This window comes from Klebsiella planticola, assembly GCF_000783935.2.
Lineage (GTDB): Bacteria > Pseudomonadota > Gammaproteobacteria > Enterobacterales > Enterobacteriaceae > Klebsiella > Klebsiella planticola.
This window is the reverse complement of record NZ_CP026047.1, coordinates 3103560-3120886: the sequence shown is the minus strand read 5'-3', so window position 1 is coordinate 3120886 and position 17327 is coordinate 3103560. Positions and strand designations below refer to the sequence as shown.

The 17327-nt window shown below is 58.4% G+C and carries 15 protein-coding genes and 1 pseudogene; 8 read left to right on the top strand and 8 right to left on the bottom strand.

Annotated features, from left to right (window positions below; genetic code table 11):
* Positions 1-106: 106 nt before the first annotated feature.
* Both MC50_RS15105 and MC50_RS15100 read left to right on the top strand, forming a co-directional pair.
* The gene (locus MC50_RS15105) at positions 107-1606 is read left to right on the top strand and encodes an APC family permease (protein WP_032689055.1); all 1500 of its coding nucleotides are present in this window, start codon (positions 107-109) and stop codon (positions 1604-1606) included.
* Complete coding sequence (locus tag MC50_RS15100; RefSeq protein WP_047664295.1) at positions 1584-2141, top strand: DUF3156 family protein; 558 nt, start codon at positions 1584-1586, stop codon at positions 2139-2141. Before MC50_RS15105 ends, MC50_RS15100 begins: the two co-directional genes overlap by 23 nt.
* A gap of 76 nt (positions 2142-2217) precedes the next feature.
* Here MC50_RS15100 and MC50_RS15095 read toward each other — a convergent pair whose 3' ends face one another.
* From MC50_RS15095 to MC50_RS15085, 3 genes and pseudogenes are all read right to left on the bottom strand, one after another.
* A complete protein-coding gene (locus MC50_RS15095) occupies positions 2218-3333 on the bottom strand; it encodes a class II histone deacetylase (RefSeq protein ID WP_047664292.1) in 1116 nt (371 codons plus the stop codon).
* A gap of 1 nt (position 3334) precedes the next feature.
* Positions 3335-4522, bottom strand: coding sequence for an MFS transporter (locus MC50_RS15090; RefSeq protein ID WP_046852989.1), 1188 nt, complete (start codon positions 4520-4522; stop codon positions 3335-3337).
* 117 nt (positions 4523-4639) lie between these two features.
* A pseudogene (locus tag MC50_RS15085) lies at positions 4640-5323 on the bottom strand (response regulator transcription factor).
* Positions 5324-5801: 478 nt separating this feature from the next.
* Here MC50_RS15085 and MC50_RS15080 point away from each other — a divergent pair.
* The 4 genes from MC50_RS15080 (at position 5802) to MC50_RS15065 (ending at position 10478) form a co-directional block, all read left to right on the top strand.
* Positions 5802-6989, top strand: a complete 1188-nt coding sequence (locus MC50_RS15080; protein ID WP_047664290.1) for an anaerobic sulfatase maturase — start codon at positions 5802-5804, stop codon at positions 6987-6989.
* A gap of 76 nt (positions 6990-7065) precedes the next feature.
* Positions 7066-8799, top strand: a complete 1734-nt coding sequence (locus MC50_RS15075) for an arylsulfatase (protein WP_102990858.1) — start codon at positions 7066-7068, stop codon at positions 8797-8799.
* Positions 8800-8884: 85 nt separating this feature from the next.
* Entirely contained in the window at positions 8885-9661 is a 777-nt protein-coding gene (locus MC50_RS15070) for an SDR family NAD(P)-dependent oxidoreductase (RefSeq protein ID WP_047664287.1), read from the top strand.
* Positions 9662-9686: 25 nt separating this feature from the next.
* The gene (locus tag MC50_RS15065; RefSeq protein WP_047664286.1) at positions 9687-10478 is read left to right on the top strand and encodes a MoaF C-terminal domain-containing protein; all 792 of its coding nucleotides are present in this window, start codon (positions 9687-9689) and stop codon (positions 10476-10478) included.
* Positions 10479-10519: 41 nt separating this feature from the next.
* Here MC50_RS15065 and MC50_RS15060 read toward each other — a convergent pair whose 3' ends face one another.
* From MC50_RS15060 to MC50_RS15050, 3 genes are all read right to left on the bottom strand, one after another.
* Positions 10520-11473, bottom strand: coding sequence for an aldo/keto reductase (locus tag MC50_RS15060; RefSeq protein WP_032689070.1), 954 nt, complete (start codon positions 11471-11473; stop codon positions 10520-10522).
* A gap of 132 nt (positions 11474-11605) precedes the next feature.
* Positions 11606-12382 (bottom strand): ABC transporter substrate-binding protein, encoded by a 777-nt coding sequence (locus MC50_RS15055; RefSeq protein WP_032689073.1) that lies wholly within the window; start codon positions 12380-12382, stop codon positions 11606-11608.
* 19 nt (positions 12383-12401) lie between these two features.
* Positions 12402-13580 carry a M20 aminoacylase family protein gene (locus tag MC50_RS15050; protein WP_032689075.1) on the bottom strand — a complete coding sequence of 393 codons (1179 nt, stop codon included), beginning with the start codon at positions 13578-13580 and terminating at the stop codon, positions 12402-12404.
* Positions 13581-14153: 573 nt separating this feature from the next.
* Here MC50_RS15050 and MC50_RS15045 point away from each other — a divergent pair.
* The gene (locus tag MC50_RS15045) at positions 14154-14744 is read left to right on the top strand and encodes a lipid-binding SYLF domain-containing protein (RefSeq protein WP_032689076.1); all 591 of its coding nucleotides are present in this window, start codon (positions 14154-14156) and stop codon (positions 14742-14744) included.
* Positions 14745-14843: 99 nt separating this feature from the next.
* Here MC50_RS15045 and MC50_RS15040 read toward each other — a convergent pair whose 3' ends face one another.
* Both MC50_RS15040 and MC50_RS15035 read right to left on the bottom strand, forming a co-directional pair.
* A complete protein-coding gene (locus MC50_RS15040) occupies positions 14844-15359 on the bottom strand; it encodes an RcnB family protein (RefSeq protein WP_032689077.1) in 516 nt (171 codons plus the stop codon).
* A 201-nt stretch (positions 15360-15560) separates the two neighbouring features.
* Positions 15561-15950 carry a hypothetical protein gene (locus MC50_RS15035; RefSeq protein WP_032689078.1) on the bottom strand — a complete coding sequence of 130 codons (390 nt, stop codon included), beginning with the start codon at positions 15948-15950 and terminating at the stop codon, positions 15561-15563.
* A 365-nt stretch (positions 15951-16315) separates the two neighbouring features.
* Between MC50_RS15035 and MC50_RS15030 the strand changes: the two genes are divergently transcribed.
* Entirely contained in the window at positions 16316-17239 is a 924-nt protein-coding gene (locus MC50_RS15030) for an aminoimidazole riboside kinase (protein WP_032689080.1), read from the top strand.
* Positions 17240-17327 lie beyond the last annotated feature (88 nt).

Genomic DNA, 17327 nt, shown 5'->3' with positions numbered 1-17327 from the left:
GGACGATATTCATTGAGCCGGATGCCAACCTAAATTATGACTATCCGGAATGGCTATTCACTTCCAGCCACTCCCTGCCCTTACCTATCTTGTGCAGAGGTTGACTATGTTCAGTAAAAGACTCGCCGGCCATCTCGAACGCGGCGTCGTCGGCTTTCCAACTACCCTCGCCAGCTCCGTCGGACTGATTATGGCCAGCCCGGTGATCCTGACCGTGACCAGCGGTTTTGGCATGGGCGGCGATACCTTCGCGCTGGCGGTACTGCTGGCGTTTATCATGATGCAGGCACAGGTCACCACCTTTGCCGAAGCGGCGACGCTGATCCCCACTACCGGCTCGGTATATGACTATATCGCCTGCGGGATGGGGCGCTTTTTCGCCATTACCGGCGCGCTGTGCGCCTATCTGATCGTGCATATTTTTGCCGGCACCGCGGAAACCATCCTGGCCGGGGTGATGGCGCTGGTGAACTTTGAGTCCATCAGCAGCCAGATGGCCGCCCACCAGAATACCTGGATGGTCGGCGTCGGGATGGTGGTGGTGTTCGGCCTGCTGAACGCCATTGGCGTCGAGATCTTCGGAAAGGTCGAAGTCGTACTGACCTTCGGGATGTGGAGCACGCTGACCATCTTCGGCCTGTGCGGGATTTTTATGGCGCCGGTGACCCATCTCTCCGGCTGGTTCGGCACGCCGCTGAATGTCAGCGATCTTTCAGGTCTGTTCGGCTATATCGGCATGGCGATGTTTATGTTCGTCGGCTGTGAACTGGTGACCCCCATGGCCCCGGAAATTAAACAAGCGCACCGGACCATTCCTCGCGCGATGGCGCTCGGCCTGCTGGGCGTCGCAAGCTGCATGTTTATCTATGGCGCGGCCATTAACCGTCAGGTCGAGAACGTGATGCTGGACGCGGCCAACAACGTCCATCTGCTGGATACGCCGATGGCTATTCCGGCCTTCGCTGAACGGGTGATGGGTCACGCGGGACAGTACTGGCTGGGCGTCGGCCTGCTGCTGGCGGGCTGCGCAACCATTAATACTCTGATGGCCGCCGTACCGCGGATTATCTACGGCATGGCGCTGGATGGCGCGCTCCCGCGCTTCCTGACCTGGCTGCACCCTCGCTTCAAGACGCCGGTTATCGCCATTGCCATTGGCGTGGCGATTCCCTGCCTGCACGCCTGGTATCTGAACGGCAATATCGATCGTATCGTGCCGCTGATCCTCGCCGCCGTCTGCGCCTGGGGCGTCGCCTATCTGCTGGTGACCCTCTCGGTGGTACTGCTGCGTATTCGTCGTCCGGATCTGCCCCGCGCCTACCGCTCGCCATGGTTCCCGCTGCCGCAGATTATCTCCAGCGTCGGGATTATTATCGCCATCATCAATATCACCCCGCCGGGGATGGACAGCCGCGAAGTGCTGGTGCCATTCGGCATCATGCTCGGCCTGACCGCCGCCTATGCCCTTTTCTGGACGGTGTGCGTCCAGCGGGTCAACCCGTTCCGTCCGGTGCCGGTTGAAGAGGTGGTGGAACGCGCGATTGGCAACTATGAGAAACAGAACCAAGGGGAGATGACGCCAGATGCCCTCCGTCCCCTCATTTAGTACGCCGCTGATGAATGCGGTGCAGCGCGATCTGGCCGGCTGGGATAGCGAAAAGCTCAGCGAGCGCAGCGCGGTGCTGCACCTGAACGCCACCACCGATGTCACCTTCAGCGTTCGCCAGAAACGGCTGTTTATGGCCAGCATTCACAGCTGCGAATTTGTCGTCGAGGGGCCGGTCACCCGGCCCGCTCAGGGGAGAATTCGCGCCCATCAATCCGGCTGGCTTAAACGCCAGCCGGTGACCTTTCGGGCGGCAAAACCGGCCGCCGACCTCGCTCATTACCTCAACCGTTTTCCGCGTTTACAGCAGACATTGAGCGAACTGGACTACCGCCGCTTCTCCTTAACCATCGATAACCAGCGCTGGCGCTGCTGCATTGAGCCGTGGGCCGCCAGCGAAGTGGTCTGCAAAATGCCGCCGCTGCGCCGCTATCTGCGCCTCGAAAAACACCAGCGGATGCTGCTGTTGAGCGTTATGAATATGCTGCATCAGGCGATCGGTCAGTGGATGGCGCAGACGGCGACAGAGAAGTGACATCAAAGAGACAGTGAAAAAGAGCACCGCACAGGAGAGCGCTTCTCCGCCTTCATAGCGGAGAAGCGAACGGACATTACTTCAGCCCAAACCGGAGCGCCAGTTCATCAATCGCCTGGCGCTGAAAGCGGGTAAAGGCTTCACGCGGTTGCTGTTGCTGAATAAACGCCAGCAGCGGATCCTCAACCTCGGTTTTCACGCCGCTCAACGCCTCCATCACCGCCAGCCCGCAGAACGGTACATAGGATTCGGCATAGCCCCCTTCATGAACCAGCACCAGCTTACCGCCGCACAGGCGATCGGCGGCCTCCTGCACCCGTTCGGTCATGGCGCGGAAACTATCGCTGTGGAGCAGCATTCGCGCCAGCGGATCCATCGCGTTGGCATCGTAACCGCAGGCGACGATAATCAGCTCCGGTTCAAAGCGCGCCAGCGCCGGCAGAACGATCGTTTCCAGCGCATAGCGCCAGCCGTCGTCCCCCGCGCCGGCCATCAGCGGAACATTGATGTTGTAACCTTCGCCGGCGCCGGTGCCGCGATCTTCCTCTCCGGCATAGCCTGGCGGAAAACAGCCGTCCTGGTGCAGCGAGATAGTCAGCACATCGTCACGATGCAGATAGATATGTTGCGTACCGTTACCGTGGTGCACATCCCAGTCGAGGATCGCCACTTTACCCAGCCCGAACCGCGCCTTCGCCCGCTCCACGGCAATGGGAATGTTGGCAAGAAAACAGAAGCCCATCGATTGATCCGGCAGGCAGTGGTGACCCGGCGGCCGCGACAGAGAGTAGGCATTATCCAGCTCGCCGCTCAGCACCGCCTCTACCGCGGCACAGGCCAGTCCGGCAGAAAGGCAGGCGATTTCATAGCTGCCCGGTCCCAGCGGCGCCTCTTTGCCCAGCAGACCGCCGCCGCTATCGCTGATCGCCTTAAAGCGCTCCAGATAATGGGCCGGGTGAATGCGGCGCAGATCCTCCTCGCTGGCGGCCGCGCCGCCGCGTAGCTGAAGCTGCGAAGTCAGCCCCGCGACATCCATCAGGTTTTTCATCCGACGTTTGGTTTCCGGCGATTCCGCATGGCCCCCCCCTGCCGGAGGCTGTACCCAGCCACCGACCGGTAGCGTCACCGCATGCAGGCCGGTACTGTGCCAGAAACAACGTTCATCAAAGAAGAAACCGGTTTTTCTTTTCACTCTATCCTCCCGTTGGCTCACTCTTTCCGGCGGACGATGCCGCCAGAATTAATCCTGCTGAGATCAGCGCGCAGCCGCCTGCCGCCGCAAGCAGCGCATCGGCGCTGGAAAAACGTTGTAACAGCGCCCCGGCCAGCGCCGGACCGGCCGCCATTCCGCCGCCAATCACCAGATTGATGCTGTTCATCAGGCGACCGTTGTTATCCAGCCCGGCAACGCGCGCGAGAATAAAAGGCAGAACAAAGGTCCAGGTGAATTTGAACAGCAGCGCGGCCAGCGCGAAGCGCACTAGCAGCGGATGGCTGACCAGCAGCACTATGCTGAGGATCAGCAGACCGTAGCCCAGCCAGACCGCTATCCGGTCCGGACGCCGCGTGCCGCGCAAAGCCGCCCCGCCCGCGCCGATAATGCCGAATACCGTCGCGGCCGCCAGCACCATACCAATTTGCGCGGCGGTCAATCCCGCCGCGCTGCCGATGGTGCCGATAAAGGTCCACACCGCGCTGAGGCTGATATAAAACGTCAGCACCGCCAGCACGGCTAATAGCTTACGCAGCGGGGCGACCGACGGCCGCAGGCGGGAGGCGGACATCGGCTGAAAACGTTGGGGAAAAGCCGGGACCAGCGGCAGGCAGCAGAGCATGATAGCGGCGAGGATCAGGTACACCACCTTCAGGCCAAAGCTGGCAAACAGCGCGGGTAACACCAGCAGTCCCACCATTCCCAGCAGCAGCTGTCCCAGTACCCAGAAGGCATACACCCGGGAAGGATTGGCCGTCCCGGCCGCACAGCTGATACACAGAATCATCAGGGTGCCCCCCGCCAGCGAGGCGATGAAGCGGGCGATCAGCAGCGTTTCGTACTGACTGACCGCCGCCGAAACAAGATTGGCGACGAGAAATACCGCGCAGGCGCACAGGGCCACGCGGCGCCAGTTCAGACGACTCATCCACCACCATGCCGGCAGCGTCGCCAGGCTCATGGCGCCGAGTTCAGCGGAGAAAAGATAGCCAATCTCCGCCGGCGTCAGCTGCCATTCGCTGGCCAGCTGCGCCGCGACCGCTGGCGCGGTCATCAGAATCCCCGGCGCAACGGCAGCGAAAATGACGATGGCCGCCAGCAGGCGGGCGGTAAAAACCAGCCCTGACGGCTGGGATAAAGGCTTTTCAGCAACAGGCATACTCGACATCGTGGTGCATGCTCCAGTCAAAAAAGTCTCCCCCCGGGCAGCAGTCCAGGGAGTGATACCGTCAGGCATCAGGAAAACGCCGCGGTCGGCGGCGCGCGCGGGATGCGATGAGTCAGATTACAGATGCAGCGTGCGCTGAGCGGATGGCATCCAGGTTCGGGAAACGAGCTCGGTACGATTGACCACTTCGGTCTTGGCAAAAATATTGCGTAAGTGGGTTTTCACCGTGGAGAGAGAAATATCCAGCTGACGGGCAATTAGCTTATTACTGGCCCCTTCACGGACCATGCCCACAATTTCACGCTCTTTCGCCGTCAGCATCGCCGGCAGGTCATCCTCTTCCCGGAGACAATCGTGGATTGCCAGCTCCACCAGCGGCAGCACCGCCTAGGCGCGCAGACGCTCTTCGCTGGAGAAAGCGACGTCGCGCATTAAGGAGATGCCGGCAATAATCCGTCGGTCGCGGCGAATAAAGACCTCCGTCATGTCGCGAACATTATTCGGCAACATAAACTCATGATAGTAATGACGGTTACGGTCACAGACGCCTGGCGTCATCGCCGCCATGGTAATCGCCTGATGGCTAAAGCGGGACGGCAGCAGCGGATCTAACGGCTGAAAACACTCCAGATATTGCTGGTGCGTATTCGCAGAAATATTATGCAAAATATAGTGTTCTGGTTTTAAACGATGATTAACCCGATAAAACACCGCCGACGACAGTGGAATTAACTGTGAAATAGTCTGTAAACAACGGGCAATTATCGCATCATTACGACTGGCTTTTAATAAAGCAGACATGATCCCCTCCCGTCGAGGTGAAAGTGCGTGAAACGCGGATGACCAACGATACAGGAAGCATACATTTCACATTTAAGTAACACAATCATTAACATATTAACAATGTGATATTGGTTGCAAAAATTTATTTAATGCATTGTTATTTAAGGTATTATTATTCCACATATCGTTGGGTTATCGACATAACATTAAAACATAAACAAAAGTTATTAACTTTATTCGCGGGCGTCGCACGGTTCACATTCTCACGCTTTTCAGCGCCAATCTCGTCCTTTAGAACGAGTGTCTTTTTAAACGACTCCTCTATACCTGATAAATATCACTCAGGTCATTTTCATCAGGCGCTTAACTTTGCAGGGAAGCGCAGGTTTTTCTGCTGCCCAAACAGGGCCGCAGGCAGAAAGAAATAACCGGGGACCGAGTACGGCCTCGCGCCAGAATGGCCAATAAAATAACCTCACCGGACAGGATCAAAACGATGCTGAATATCGCCGCATTACGCCAGCAGCAAATTCCGCTGGCTATGGAGCCCCGGGCAACGGTGCCCTTTCATCTTTTGATCAAACCCATTGGCCCGGCCTGCAACCTCGCCTGCCGCTACTGTTATTACCCGCAGGGCGAGACCCCGGTGCGGAAAATGGACGATGCGACGCTGGAGTCGTTTATCCGCCGCTATATTGCCGCCCAGCCCGCCGGCGCCCGGGAGATTAATTTCGTCTGGCAAGGCGGCGAACCGCTGCTGGCCGGACTGCGCTTTTATCAGAAGGCGCTGGCGCTGCAGCAGCGCTATGCCCCCGCGGGCGTCACCATCAGCAACAGCCTGCAAACCAACGCCACGCTCATCAACGATGCGTGGTGCCGCCTGTTCCGTGAACATCATTTCACGGTCGGCGTCAGTCTGGAAGGCAGTGAAACGCTGCAAAACCACCACCGTCCGGATAAACGCGGCCAGGCCAGCTACCCGGCGGCGCTGCGCGGCATCGCCCTGCTGCACCGGCATCAGGTGGAATTTAATTTACTGGTGGTGGTCCACGACGAGATGACCCGGCACGCCGCTTCTGTTTACGACCACGTCGTGAGCCTTGGCGCCCGCTACCTGCAGTTTCAGCCGCTGATGAGCGAGGGCGATGCCCTGGCGCAGGGCTATCGGCTCAGCGCCGATAACTGGGGGCGCTTTATGGTCGCTATCTGGCGCCAGTGGCGTAAACGCGGCGATATCGGGCGGGTTTTTGTGATGAATATTGAGCAGGCGTGGGGGCAATATTTTACCCACACCAGCGCCACCTGCGTCCATGCCGCCCGCTGCGGCAGCAACCTGGTGATGGAGCCCGACGGCCGGCTCTACGCCTGCGATCACCTGATTAACGACCGGCATCATCTCGGCCAGCTCGACGACCGTCCGCTGGCTCAGGCGGTGGATAGCGCGACCCGTCTGCCCTTCGGCCGCGAAAAAAGCCGACGCCGGGAGTGCCAGCAGTGCGCGGTAAAAATCGTCTGCCAGGGCGGCTGTCCGGCCCATCTTAACGACGCGGGCTACAACCGGCTGTGCGCTGGCTACTTCCATTTTTTTAGCGAAATTCTTGCTCCGCTGCGCCCCTACTCCCGCGATCTGAAGGGGCTGCGCGCCTGGCGCGCCCGCTTTATCGACAGCCGGGCGACGCGCTAACCGATATTTTTCCATGGTCGCGCCGCCTTCATCTTCGGGCGCGATGCATCCCCGAGCCTGAACAGGAGACCCGGTAGTGAATAAAAAAACAGTGGCCGCCGCGCTGAGCATGATCCTCTCCGGCGCAGCGCACAGCGCGCAAACCGAGCGCCCCAACATCATCGTGATTATCGCCGACGATATGGGGTATTCCGATATCAGCCCCTTCGGCGGCGAAATCCCGACGCCTAACCTGCAGGCGATGGCCGAGCAGGGCGTGCGCATGAGCCAGTACTACACGTCGCCGATGTCAGCCCCTGCCCGTTCGATGCTGTTGACCGGGAATACTAACCAGCAGGCCGGCATGGGCGGAATGTGGTGGTATGACAGTACCCTTGGCAAAGAGGGGTATGAACTGCGCCTCACCGATCGCGTCACCACTATGGCCGAACGATTTAAAGATGCCGGCTATAACACGCTGATGACCGGGAAATGGCACCTCGGCTTTGTGCCCGGGGCCACGCCAAAGGATCGCGGCTTTCGCCACTCGTTCGCCTTTATGGGCGGCGGCACCAGCCATTTTGACGATGCGATACCGCTGGGTACCGTCGAAGCCTTCCACACCTACTACATCCGCGACGGCCAGCGGGTTTCGCTCCCCGCCGACTTTTACTCCAGCGAGGCCTACGCCGCCCAGATGAACCAGTGGATCAAAGAAACACCGCCGCAACAGCCGGTTTTTGCCTGGCTGGCCTTTACCGCCCCCCACGACCCGCTGCAGGCGCCGGATGAATGGATTGCCCGTTTTAAAGGTCAGTACGAGCAAGGTTATGGCGAGGTTTATCGCCAGCGAATTGCCCGCCTGAAGGCGTCAGGGATCCTCCATGACGACACGCCGCTCCCTGGGTTGGATCTCGATAAAGAGTGGGCGGCGTTGACGCCGGAGCAGCAAAAATACACCGCGAAAGTGATGCAGGTATACGCCGCGATGATCGCCAACATGGATGCGCAGATCGGTACGGTGATGGAAACGTTGAAGCAAACCGGGCGTGATAAAAATACCCTGCTGATCTTTTTAACCGATAACGGCGCCAACCCGGCAGAAGGCTTTTACTACGAATCCGAACCCACGTTCTGGCAGCAGTTCGACAATCGCTACGAGAATATTGGCCGCAAAGGTTCGTTCGTCTCCTACGGCCCGCACTGGGCGAACGTCAGCAACGCCCCGTACGCGCGCTACCATAAAACCACCAGCGGCCAGGGCGGCATCAATACCGACTTTATGATTGCCGGGCCCGGAATTGTCCATAGCGGCAAAATCGACGCCACCACCATGGCGGTGTATGACGTCGCGCCCACCCTCTATGAGTTCGCCGGTATCGATGCCACCAAAGCGCTGGCGAAAAAACCGGTCCTGCCGATGGTCGGCGTCAGCTTTAAACGCTATCTGACCGGCGAAACCTTACAGCCGCCGCGCTCCCGCTACGGCGTCGAGCTGCATAACCAGGCGGCCTGGATTGACGGCGACTGGAAGCTGCGGCGGCTGGTAAAAACCTTCCCGCAGGCGGGGGACGCGCCGTGGGGACTGTTCAATCTTAAGCAGGACCCGCTGGAAACCCATGATCTCGCCACGCAATATCCACAGCGGGTGCAGACCATGAGTCAGGATTACGCGGCGTTTGCCGGACGCACCATGGTGGTTCACGCCGATGGCAAAGCCATCGACTATGTCGGCATCGACGCGAAAACCGGCCGCTACCTCGCGGTGGATCCGCAGACCATGAAACCCGTTGCCGCGCCGCAGGCGATACCGGCGCCGCAGCACGATTGATTCATCCGGCGCTCGTTCTTTCGGGCGATAGCCGGGAGCGCATCCCCTTTCTAAGGTACAAAGCAGGCGTTCCGGGAGAGAAACAATGAGTAGAGTGGTAGTGATTACCGGCGGCGGCACCGGGATTGGCGCCGCCTGTGCACGACTGATGGCGGCGGCGGGCGAGACGGTGTTCATTACCGGTCGCCGTCTCACTCCTTTGCAAGCGCTGGCGGAAGAGACCGGCGCCGTGGCGCTGGCTGGCGATGCCGCCAACGGCGATGAGTGGCAGGCTCATCTGCTGCCGACGATTCTCGAACGCGCGGGCCATATCGACGTTTTAATCTGTAGCGCGGGCGGCATGGGCAACAGCGCCGTCGTGGAGACCAGCGACCGGCAGTGGCGTGCGGCGCTGGAAAGCAATCTCAACAGCGCGTTTGCCAGCGTCCGCGCCTGCCTGCCATCGCTGATTGCCCGGCGCGGCAACGTGCTGTTTGTCGCCTCAATCGCCTCCCTCGCCGCCGGGCCGCAGGCCTGCGGTTACGTCACCGCCAAGCATGCAGTGATTGGCCTGATGCGTTCGGTCGCGCGGGACTATGGCCCACAAGGGGTACGCGCCAACGCCATTTGCCCCGGCTGGGTGACCACGCCGATGGCCGATGAGGAGATGCAGCCGCTGATGGACGCGCAGGGTATCAGCCTTGAGCAGGCCTATCAGCAGGTGTGTCGCGACGTCCCGCTGCGCCGCCCGGCCAGCGCGCAGGAGATTGCGCTCGCCTGCCAGTTCCTCTGTTCCCCGCATGCGTCGATTATCAGCGGTGCGACGCTGGTTGCCGACGGCGGCGCCAGTGCGGTTGATGTCCCGACGCTGGCGTTTGCTTAACGTTCTTACACAACAAGGATCTCACATGACTTCAGAAGCCGTATTTATTCAGGTCGGCGCGCTCGCGGACGGCTTTGCGCCTCACGGCAACGTCCTGCCGGTCGCCTCTTTGCCTGACGGCAAGTCCCTGACCTTTTATTTGGCCGATGGCGCCCGTCATCAGTTGACGATGGCCGATACCCACACCCTGCTGTGGGACGGCCAGCCCGTTTCCGGGCGCGTGACCGCCATTCGCCCCGATGTGCTGTTTATCGATTTTCTCGATCCCGGCAAGGAGAACGCCAGCATCAGCGCGGTGTGCAACCTGGCGCAAAATAACGCCACCCTGGTCTACGGTCAGCTGCCGACGGAGCAGGCCGCACGCCTCGATGCGTTCAGCCGCGTCGAGCAGGGTCTGCCGCTGACGGCAGTCGAAGTCCACTTCCATTTTGCCCGTCTGAACCGCGAGCCGGGGCCGCTGCCGACCTTCACCCGCGCGCTGGTGGGGATGCGTAACCAGTACACCTACAGCCCGACCGAACGCTACGAGCATATTTATCTCAACGATAACTTCTATGCCTGGCAGTGTCTGGACGGTGTCGAGAAAGGTCTGGCGGATGTCGATCGCTGTCACTATGTGCAGGTGGCCGACGATCTGACGCTGTTCGTCTGGCGCGAGAAAATCATTCCGACGCTGGGCGTGATCCTTATCGATCTGCAGCAGATGCGCACCGACGGCAAGATTCTCGGCTATCAGGGAAGTGATTTTGCCGCGCTGAGCAATTTCCCGGTCGGGGCCAGCGCGCAGATTCTGAATGTGACGAACCCTTCGTCCTGAGCGTAACGCCGGAGCCCGACGGCTCCGGCGTTACGCTGCCGTCAGGCGCTGGCAATCTCCAGCCGCGCCAGCTGGGCGGCATTCAGCGTCAGCTGAGCGGCACGAGCAAAGCTCTCGACCTGGGCCACGCTGGTGGCGCTGGCAATCGGCGCGGTCACCCCTTCCCGGCCCATCAGCCAGGCCAGCGCCACTTCGCCAGGTTTCGCATGGTGCTGAGCGGCAACCTCTTCCAGGGTATCGATTATGCGCATTCCGCGCGGATTAAGGTATTTCCCGATGCCGCTGCCGCGCTGGCTTTGCGCCAGATCGGACGGTTGACGGTATTTACCGGTCAGGAAACCGGAGGCGAGGCTGTAGTAGGTGACGACGCCTATTTCCCGGCTGATGCACAGGTCGCACAGCGCCCCCTCAAAAGCGGAGCGGTGATAGAGGTTGTATTCCGGTTGCAGCACCTGCCAGGCCGGCAGCCCCTCTTTCCGCGCCACTTCCAGCGCCGAGGAAAGCTGCTGGGCATCCAGGTTAGAAGCCCCCGTCGCGCGGATTTTCCCCGCCTGCTGCAGCGCGTGAAAAGCGCTCAGCGTCTCGGCAATGGGGGTTTCCGGGTCCGGCCAGTGGGCGAAATAGAGATCGATATAATCGGTGTTCAGACGGCGCAGCGAGTTTTCCACGGCCTGCTGGATCCAGGCTTTCTTCAACCCTTTTTGCCCGGGTAACCCTAAATCAGAGCCCACTTTGGTGAAGATTTTTACCTTATCACGCATCCCCGGACGCGCCTGTAGCCAGCGGCCAATCAGGGTTTCCGACTCACCGCCCTGATTGCCATCCGCCCAGCGGGAGTAGACATCGGCGGTATCAATGGCGTCAAAGCCGTGGTCGACAAAAGCATCAAGAATGGCAAAACTGGTTTTTTCATCGCAGGTCCAGCCAAACACGTTGCCGCCGAAGACCAGCGGCGCGATGGAAAATCCGGTTTTACCCAATGGACGTGTATTCATGCCGTTCACTCCTTATCGCTTATATTCTGCATCCTTCGCCAGGCCGCAAGGGGCGGGAAAGAACCATGAGTGGAGAGTCAGAAAAGGAATCTTGCGGCGGGCCCATCCGTGCCCGCCGGACGCATCACAACATTATGTCCCGGAATAGACGTCAAAGCTAAAATATTTACCCGACAGTTTTTTATAGGTTCCGTCGGCGAGAATCTGCGCGATCGCGCGGTTAATTTCCTGACGCAGCGCGTCATCCTCTTTACGCAGGCCAATCGCCGCGCCGGCGCCGAACAGCTTATTATCCTGCAAACTTCCGCCGACAAAGGCGAAATCTTTACCCTGCGGCTGCTGCAGGAAGCTGTAGTCCGCCATCATTCCGGAGAGCACCGCGCCATCAATACGCCCGGATTCCAGATCCCGCACCACGCTGTCAGCGCCCTGATAGGCCACGATATTAATTCCCGCCGGACGCCAGTGCTGATTGACGTACGTCTCCTGCGCCGAGCCCTGCTCCACGCCGATCGTTTTGCCTTTGAGCTGCTCCGGCGTATTGCCGGTCAGCGTATTTTTGCGCGCCACGAGGAACACCGGGCCGTTATACAGCTTGTCGCTAAAGCCAATCTGCTCTTTGCGTTTCTCGGTCATATACATGCCGGAGAGAATCGCATCGAATTTACGCGCCTTCAGCGCCGGAATAATGCCGTCGAAATTGCTTTCCACCCACACGCATTTCGCCTGCAGCTGCTGGCAGATGGCGTTGCCTAAATCAATATCGAACCCCGCCAGCTTGCCCTGCGGGTCTTTCCATTCAAACGGCGCAAAAGTGGGATCGACGCCAAAACGAATTTCTTTTTGTTCTGCGGCCAGCGTCGATGCGGACGCCATCAGCGCGACCCACAGCAGTAGTGATTTTTTCATTATTTACGAGCTCCAGAGATCAACGGCAGTGTGTTTCAACTAACCGGGCGAAAAACGACGCCCCGGTGGTAATAATGTCATCGTTAAAGTCATAGCCAGGGTTATGCACCATGCAGCCGCCTTTATCGCCCTTCTCGCCGTTACCCAGCAGGAAATAGCAGCCCGGACGCGCCTGCAGCATAAAGGCAAAATCCTCGCTGGCGTTCATCGGTGAAATGGATTCCAGCACCTGTTCGTTGCCAAAGACTTCCGTCGCTAATGCTTTGGCGAATGCGGTCTCCTCCACGCTATTGGTCAGCACCGGGTAGGAGTCGTAGACCTCAATCTCGCTGGTAGCGCCGTAGCTTTTGGCGGTAAATTCGGTGATGTCGTGAATCCGTTTAATCAGCAGGTCGCGTACTTCCTGCTTCATCGCCCGCACGGTCAGTTCCATCACCGCGCTTTCCGGGATCACGTTGGAGGCGATGCCCGACTGGAAGGTGCCGACGGTGACAACGGCGGTTTCCCCCGGCGGCACGTTACGAGCGACAATACTTTGCAGGGCCATCACCAGCGCCGAGCCGGCGAGAATGGGATCGACCGCGCGCTCCGGGTGGGCGCCGTGGCCGCCGTAGCCGTGAATGGTTATCTTGACGGTATCCGCCGACGCCATAAAGTTGCCGGCGTAGAAGCCCAGCTTGCCGACCGGCAGCCCCGGCATATTGTGCAGCGCAAACACGCAATCGCAGGGGAAGCGCTCAAACAGCCCGTCTTTTATCATCAGGTCTGCGCCGCCAATCGCCTCTTCCGCTGGCTGGAAAATCACATGCACCGTGCCGTTAAACTGGCAGGCCGGCGAGGCAATATATTTTGCCGCCGCCAGCAGAATAGTGGTGTGACCGTCGTGGCCGCAGGCGTGCATTTTCCCCGCAACGGTGCTGGCCCAGGGTAATTCCGTGGTTTCAAAAATAGGCAGGGCGTCCATATCGGCGCGCAGCCCAATCGTGCGCGCTGAATGCCCTTTCGTTAGCGATCCCACCAGCCCGGTTTTCCCCAGCTCGCGGGTCACCGCATAACCCCACTCCGCCAGTTTTTCCGCTACCAGTTCGCTGGTATTAAACTCTTCCAGACTTAATTCCGGATGGGCGTGTAAATAATGCCGGATCGCAATCATTTCTTCTTCAGCTGCTTTAATTTCTGGAATCACAAAATTGCTCATGCCGGTCTCCGGGAAATAAAAAATAGATATTCTGCTTCATTCAGGCTTCAGGTAAACGGTTGTCGAAAAGTGGGGGACCAGAACCCCAAAACGTGAAGTATGAAGAATAAACTCAGACTCAATAACTTATCTGGATAAGCGTTTAATGCAAGCAAGATTTCTGATTTCCGGCGTGCGCTTCATCTCGTTTACTAATGATTATTCAGAAGGTTACCGGTAATGTGAAAAAGAGTGGGACGTTCAACAGAATGTAAAAAAGGCCAGCACTACTCTGCTAATAAACCTTATTTAAATAGTGATTAAGACCAAAAATAAGGCAAAATTTAAATATAAACTTTTAACTATTGGATTATTACCGCGTTTTTATTCTACGATCGCCACGCTTAAATCAGCTTATTAAATACCTGCAGATTTCCTCAGGCGGCGCCATGTTGTGGGCAGCAAGCTCGCCAGTAGCGCACGCAGCGCAATCACCCGGGCATCCCTGAAGATGATTCGCGACGTCTCCTCTGGAACCAACGGAAAAATAAACGCGCGCCATAAGATGGACGCAGAATAGCGTAGAACTCAAACATGAAATATCAGGCTCTTTTCCTGGCGTCAGCGCTGGCGCTGGCCGGCTGTAGCGCCCAGGGTGATACCGCCAGCCAGCAGCGCGCCAGTATCCAAAAAATACGCAGCGAAACGCTGAGCAAACTCTATTCGCTCTACCCGGAAGCCCGTAGCGATATCCAGCACGCCGATGGCTATGCCGTATTTGCCAGCAACAGCAGCAAAATTCTGGTATTAGGATTTGGCAGCGGCTACGGCGTGGTTAGAGATCTGCGCACCGGCAAAGATACCTATATGAAAATGGCCCAGGGCGGCGCGGGGCTGGGGATGGGCGTGAAGCAGCAGCGTACCGTACTGGTGTTCCACGATAAAGCGGCACTTCATACCTTTATTACCCAGGGCTATATGGTTGGCGCAGACGCTAATGCCGCGGCGAAATATGATGATAAAGGTGTCGCGCCGGTCGCTGCCTCAGCAAGCGGCGTTGCCAAAGATACCTCTTCGCTGCCGTCGAAAGTGAACGTTTATGAAATTACCGAGAAAGGGCTCGCCGCTCAGGCGATGCTCAATGGCTATAAGTACTGGCCGGATGAGGAGCTGAATAAAAGATAGACCTCACGGAATAAACAGGTCACCCGGCGGTAATCCCCTCTCCCTGAGCGGGAGAGGGTTTGCCGTGGGCCGATTCGCCTCCGCAGCATCGATGCGACATTAATGTGAAAGGACGCCGTTCACCAGAATAGACGTAATGATGCCGGTGGCCGCCGCAATCAGGACATAGTTGCCGTTAATATACGACCAGTGCTGCCCCTGCGGAGGCGGCGGCAGGCCGCGATCGTTCCAGTTGCTGACCCGATAATCATTACCGCGGTAACGCTCCGGCGCAGGCTGCCCCTTACGGAAGTCATGCCCGTTCCACGCAAAGTGGTCTTGTTCATGGCGTTCCTGATGCGACTTTCCTTGCGCATGATTATTGCCGCGATTGTCGCCGGGGTTGTTACGTTCCGGGCCGCGATTATCCGCGCCCTGGCGATGGCTGTCGCCGTTGCCCTGAGGACCATTATTACCCGGTCCCTGCTGGCGATTACCGTCCGGACTACCGTGACCAGAACCGTTTTGCCACACCTGCTGTTGGCCTGGGTTACCGTTGCCGTTCGGGCCGTCGGCCCAGGCTAATGAGCTTAATGCGCAGGACAACATAACGGCCAGAGAAATCATTTTTTTCATCGTACACCTCCTGATATGCCTCCTTTTTACCGTCGGAATGTGGAGAAAAAGTGAGTATCAGGATATCCAGGACAATTCCTGGCATTCTCGTTTCGCGTCATAACCGCGAGGGGCATCACCGCAGCGTCATATCCATCGCCGCAGATGGGGCGCAAAAAAAAGGCCGCTTTCGCGACCTTATTTTATGCAACGCTACCGGGATTATTCGGTGACTTTATTTTTCAGCTCTTCCGCACCCTGCTTGGTTTTATCCCAGCCTTTTTCGGTGGCGGCTTTAGTCTTATTCCAGCCTTTTTCCGTCCCTTCTTTGGTCTTATCCCAACCCTTCTCCGTTCCTTCTTTGGTCTTATTCCAGGTTTTTTGAGCGCCTTCGCTCACCTGACTGCCTACGCTGTCGCTTTTACCTTGCGCCGCGTGTTCGGATTTCAGCTTCTGCTCTTCGCCCTCGTTCTGGGCCTGGTGCAGTTTTTCTTTCGCCGTGTTCGCCCCTTCATGGGCCGCCGCGACGGTATCATCAGTTGCGTGTGTTGTCGCAGCAAAAACAGGGGCTGCTACCAGAATCGCAGATAACGCAATCATTGCTTTTTTCATCATTTCCTCTCTAACGTGCTTAATGTTATGAGTCATCAACAGCATGGCATAACATTCCGCTCATGACTTTAGGGATAGTTCTTAAAACCAGATCCGGGCGTTTATCCCCATTTTCAGACCAACCGTTCCTCAGACGCCTGCTACCGCCAGAGAGCGAGACGGAGGCCATCTGCCTGCGGCGCCAGCCAGGCATCGGGGGTGAAGGAACCACGTCCCGCTTACCGACGGACAAAAACAGCGCGCCGGCCGCGCCGTTTTTTTGCCCTGCTTCTCACTTTATCTATTGCAGCGTTTCGTTCATCAGCGTGCTATGCTTAAATAAGCTAAACCGGTTTAATTAAGTTTAGCATTGAGGTGGAAACAGTATGAATGCAAAAGTATGGGTGCTTGGGGATGCGGTAGTGGATCTGCTGCCGGAAAGCGGCGGTCGCCTGTTGCAGTGTCCCGGCGGCGCGCCGGCCAATGTGGCGGTAGGTATCGCCCGCCTGGGTGGCAACAGCGGGTTTATCGGCCGCGTCGGCGACGATCCTTTTGGCCGCTTTATGCAGCACACTCTGCGCGAGGAACAGGTGGATACCCGCTACATGCGCAGCGATCCGCAGCACCGGACCTCTACCGTGGTGGTCGATCTCGACGGCGAGGGAGAAAGAACCTTTACCTTTATGGTTCGCCCCAGCGCGGACCTGTTTTTACAGCCGGAAGACCTTCCGCCCTTCGCCGCCAACGAATGGCTGCACGTCTGCTCCATTGCGCTCAGCGCCGAACCCAGCCGCAGCACCACCTTCGCGGCGATGGAGAGAATAAAATTAGCCGGCGGTCGGGTCAGCTTTGACCCCAATATCCGCGCGGATCTCTGGCAGGACCCGGAGCTGCTGCACGCCTGCCTCGATCGCGCCCTGCGTCTGGCGAACGTGGTAAAACTGTCCGAAGAAGAGCTGGCGTTGATCGCCGGAAAAGAGGATTTAGCCGAAGGGGTAACCGCCCTGACCCAGCGCTATCAGCCTGAGCTACTGCTGGTCACTCAGGGTAAAGCCGGGGTGCTCGCCGCTTTTCAGCAGCAGTGCACCCACTTCTCCGCACAGCCGGTGGTCAGCGTCGATACCACCGGCGCAGGCGATGCGTTTGTCGCCGGACTGCTTGCCAGCCTTGCCGCTAAGGGAATGCCAACGGATCCCGCGGCGCTGGAACCGGCCATCATGCAGGCGCAAACCTGCGGGGCGCTGGCCACTACCGCCAAAGGGGCGATGACCGCCCTGCCCTACCTGCACGATCTTAACCCCTCATTTTGATCCTTTCGGGCTGCCCTCGCAGCCCACTTTGTTGCATCCATCACATTTATTAAATCGGTTTAGCAATTTATATTCCCAGATGTTAAAG

Excerpts from the sequence above, each read along its gene's own strand:
- MC50_RS15060 (WP_032689070.1), bottom strand. The coding sequence starts at position 11,473 with ATGAATACACGTCCATTGGGTAAAACCGGATTTTCCATCGCGCCGCTG.
- MC50_RS15100 (WP_047664295.1), top strand. The coding sequence starts at position 1,584 with ATGCCCTCCGTCCCCTCATTTAGTACGCCGCTGATGAATGCGGTGCAG.
- MC50_RS15045 (WP_032689076.1), top strand. The coding sequence starts at position 14,154 with ATGAAATATCAGGCTCTTTTCCTGGCGTCAGCGCTGGCGCTGGCCGGC.
- MC50_RS15065 (WP_047664286.1), top strand. The coding sequence starts at position 9,687 with ATGACTTCAGAAGCCGTATTTATTCAGGTCGGCGCGCTCGCGGACGGC.
- MC50_RS15055 (WP_032689073.1), bottom strand. The coding sequence starts at position 12,382 with ATGAAAAAATCACTACTGCTGTGGGTCGCGCTGATGGCGTCCGCATCG.
- MC50_RS15030 (WP_032689080.1), top strand. The coding sequence starts at position 16,316 with ATGAATGCAAAAGTATGGGTGCTTGGGGATGCGGTAGTGGATCTGCTG.
- MC50_RS15035 (WP_032689078.1), bottom strand. The coding sequence starts at position 15,950 with ATGAAAAAAGCAATGATTGCGTTATCTGCGATTCTGGTAGCAGCCCCT.
- MC50_RS15105 (WP_032689055.1), top strand. The coding sequence starts at position 107 with ATGTTCAGTAAAAGACTCGCCGGCCATCTCGAACGCGGCGTCGTCGGC.
- MC50_RS15090 (WP_046852989.1), bottom strand. The coding sequence starts at position 4,522 with ATGTCGAGTATGCCTGTTGCTGAAAAGCCTTTATCCCAGCCGTCAGGG.
- MC50_RS15070 (WP_047664287.1), top strand. The coding sequence starts at position 8,885 with ATGAGTAGAGTGGTAGTGATTACCGGCGGCGGCACCGGGATTGGCGCC.
- MC50_RS15080 (WP_047664290.1), top strand. The coding sequence starts at position 5,802 with ATGCTGAATATCGCCGCATTACGCCAGCAGCAAATTCCGCTGGCTATG.
- MC50_RS15050 (WP_032689075.1), bottom strand. The coding sequence starts at position 13,580 with ATGAGCAATTTTGTGATTCCAGAAATTAAAGCAGCTGAAGAAGAAATG.
- MC50_RS15040 (WP_032689077.1), bottom strand. The coding sequence starts at position 15,359 with ATGAAAAAAATGATTTCTCTGGCCGTTATGTTGTCCTGCGCATTAAGC.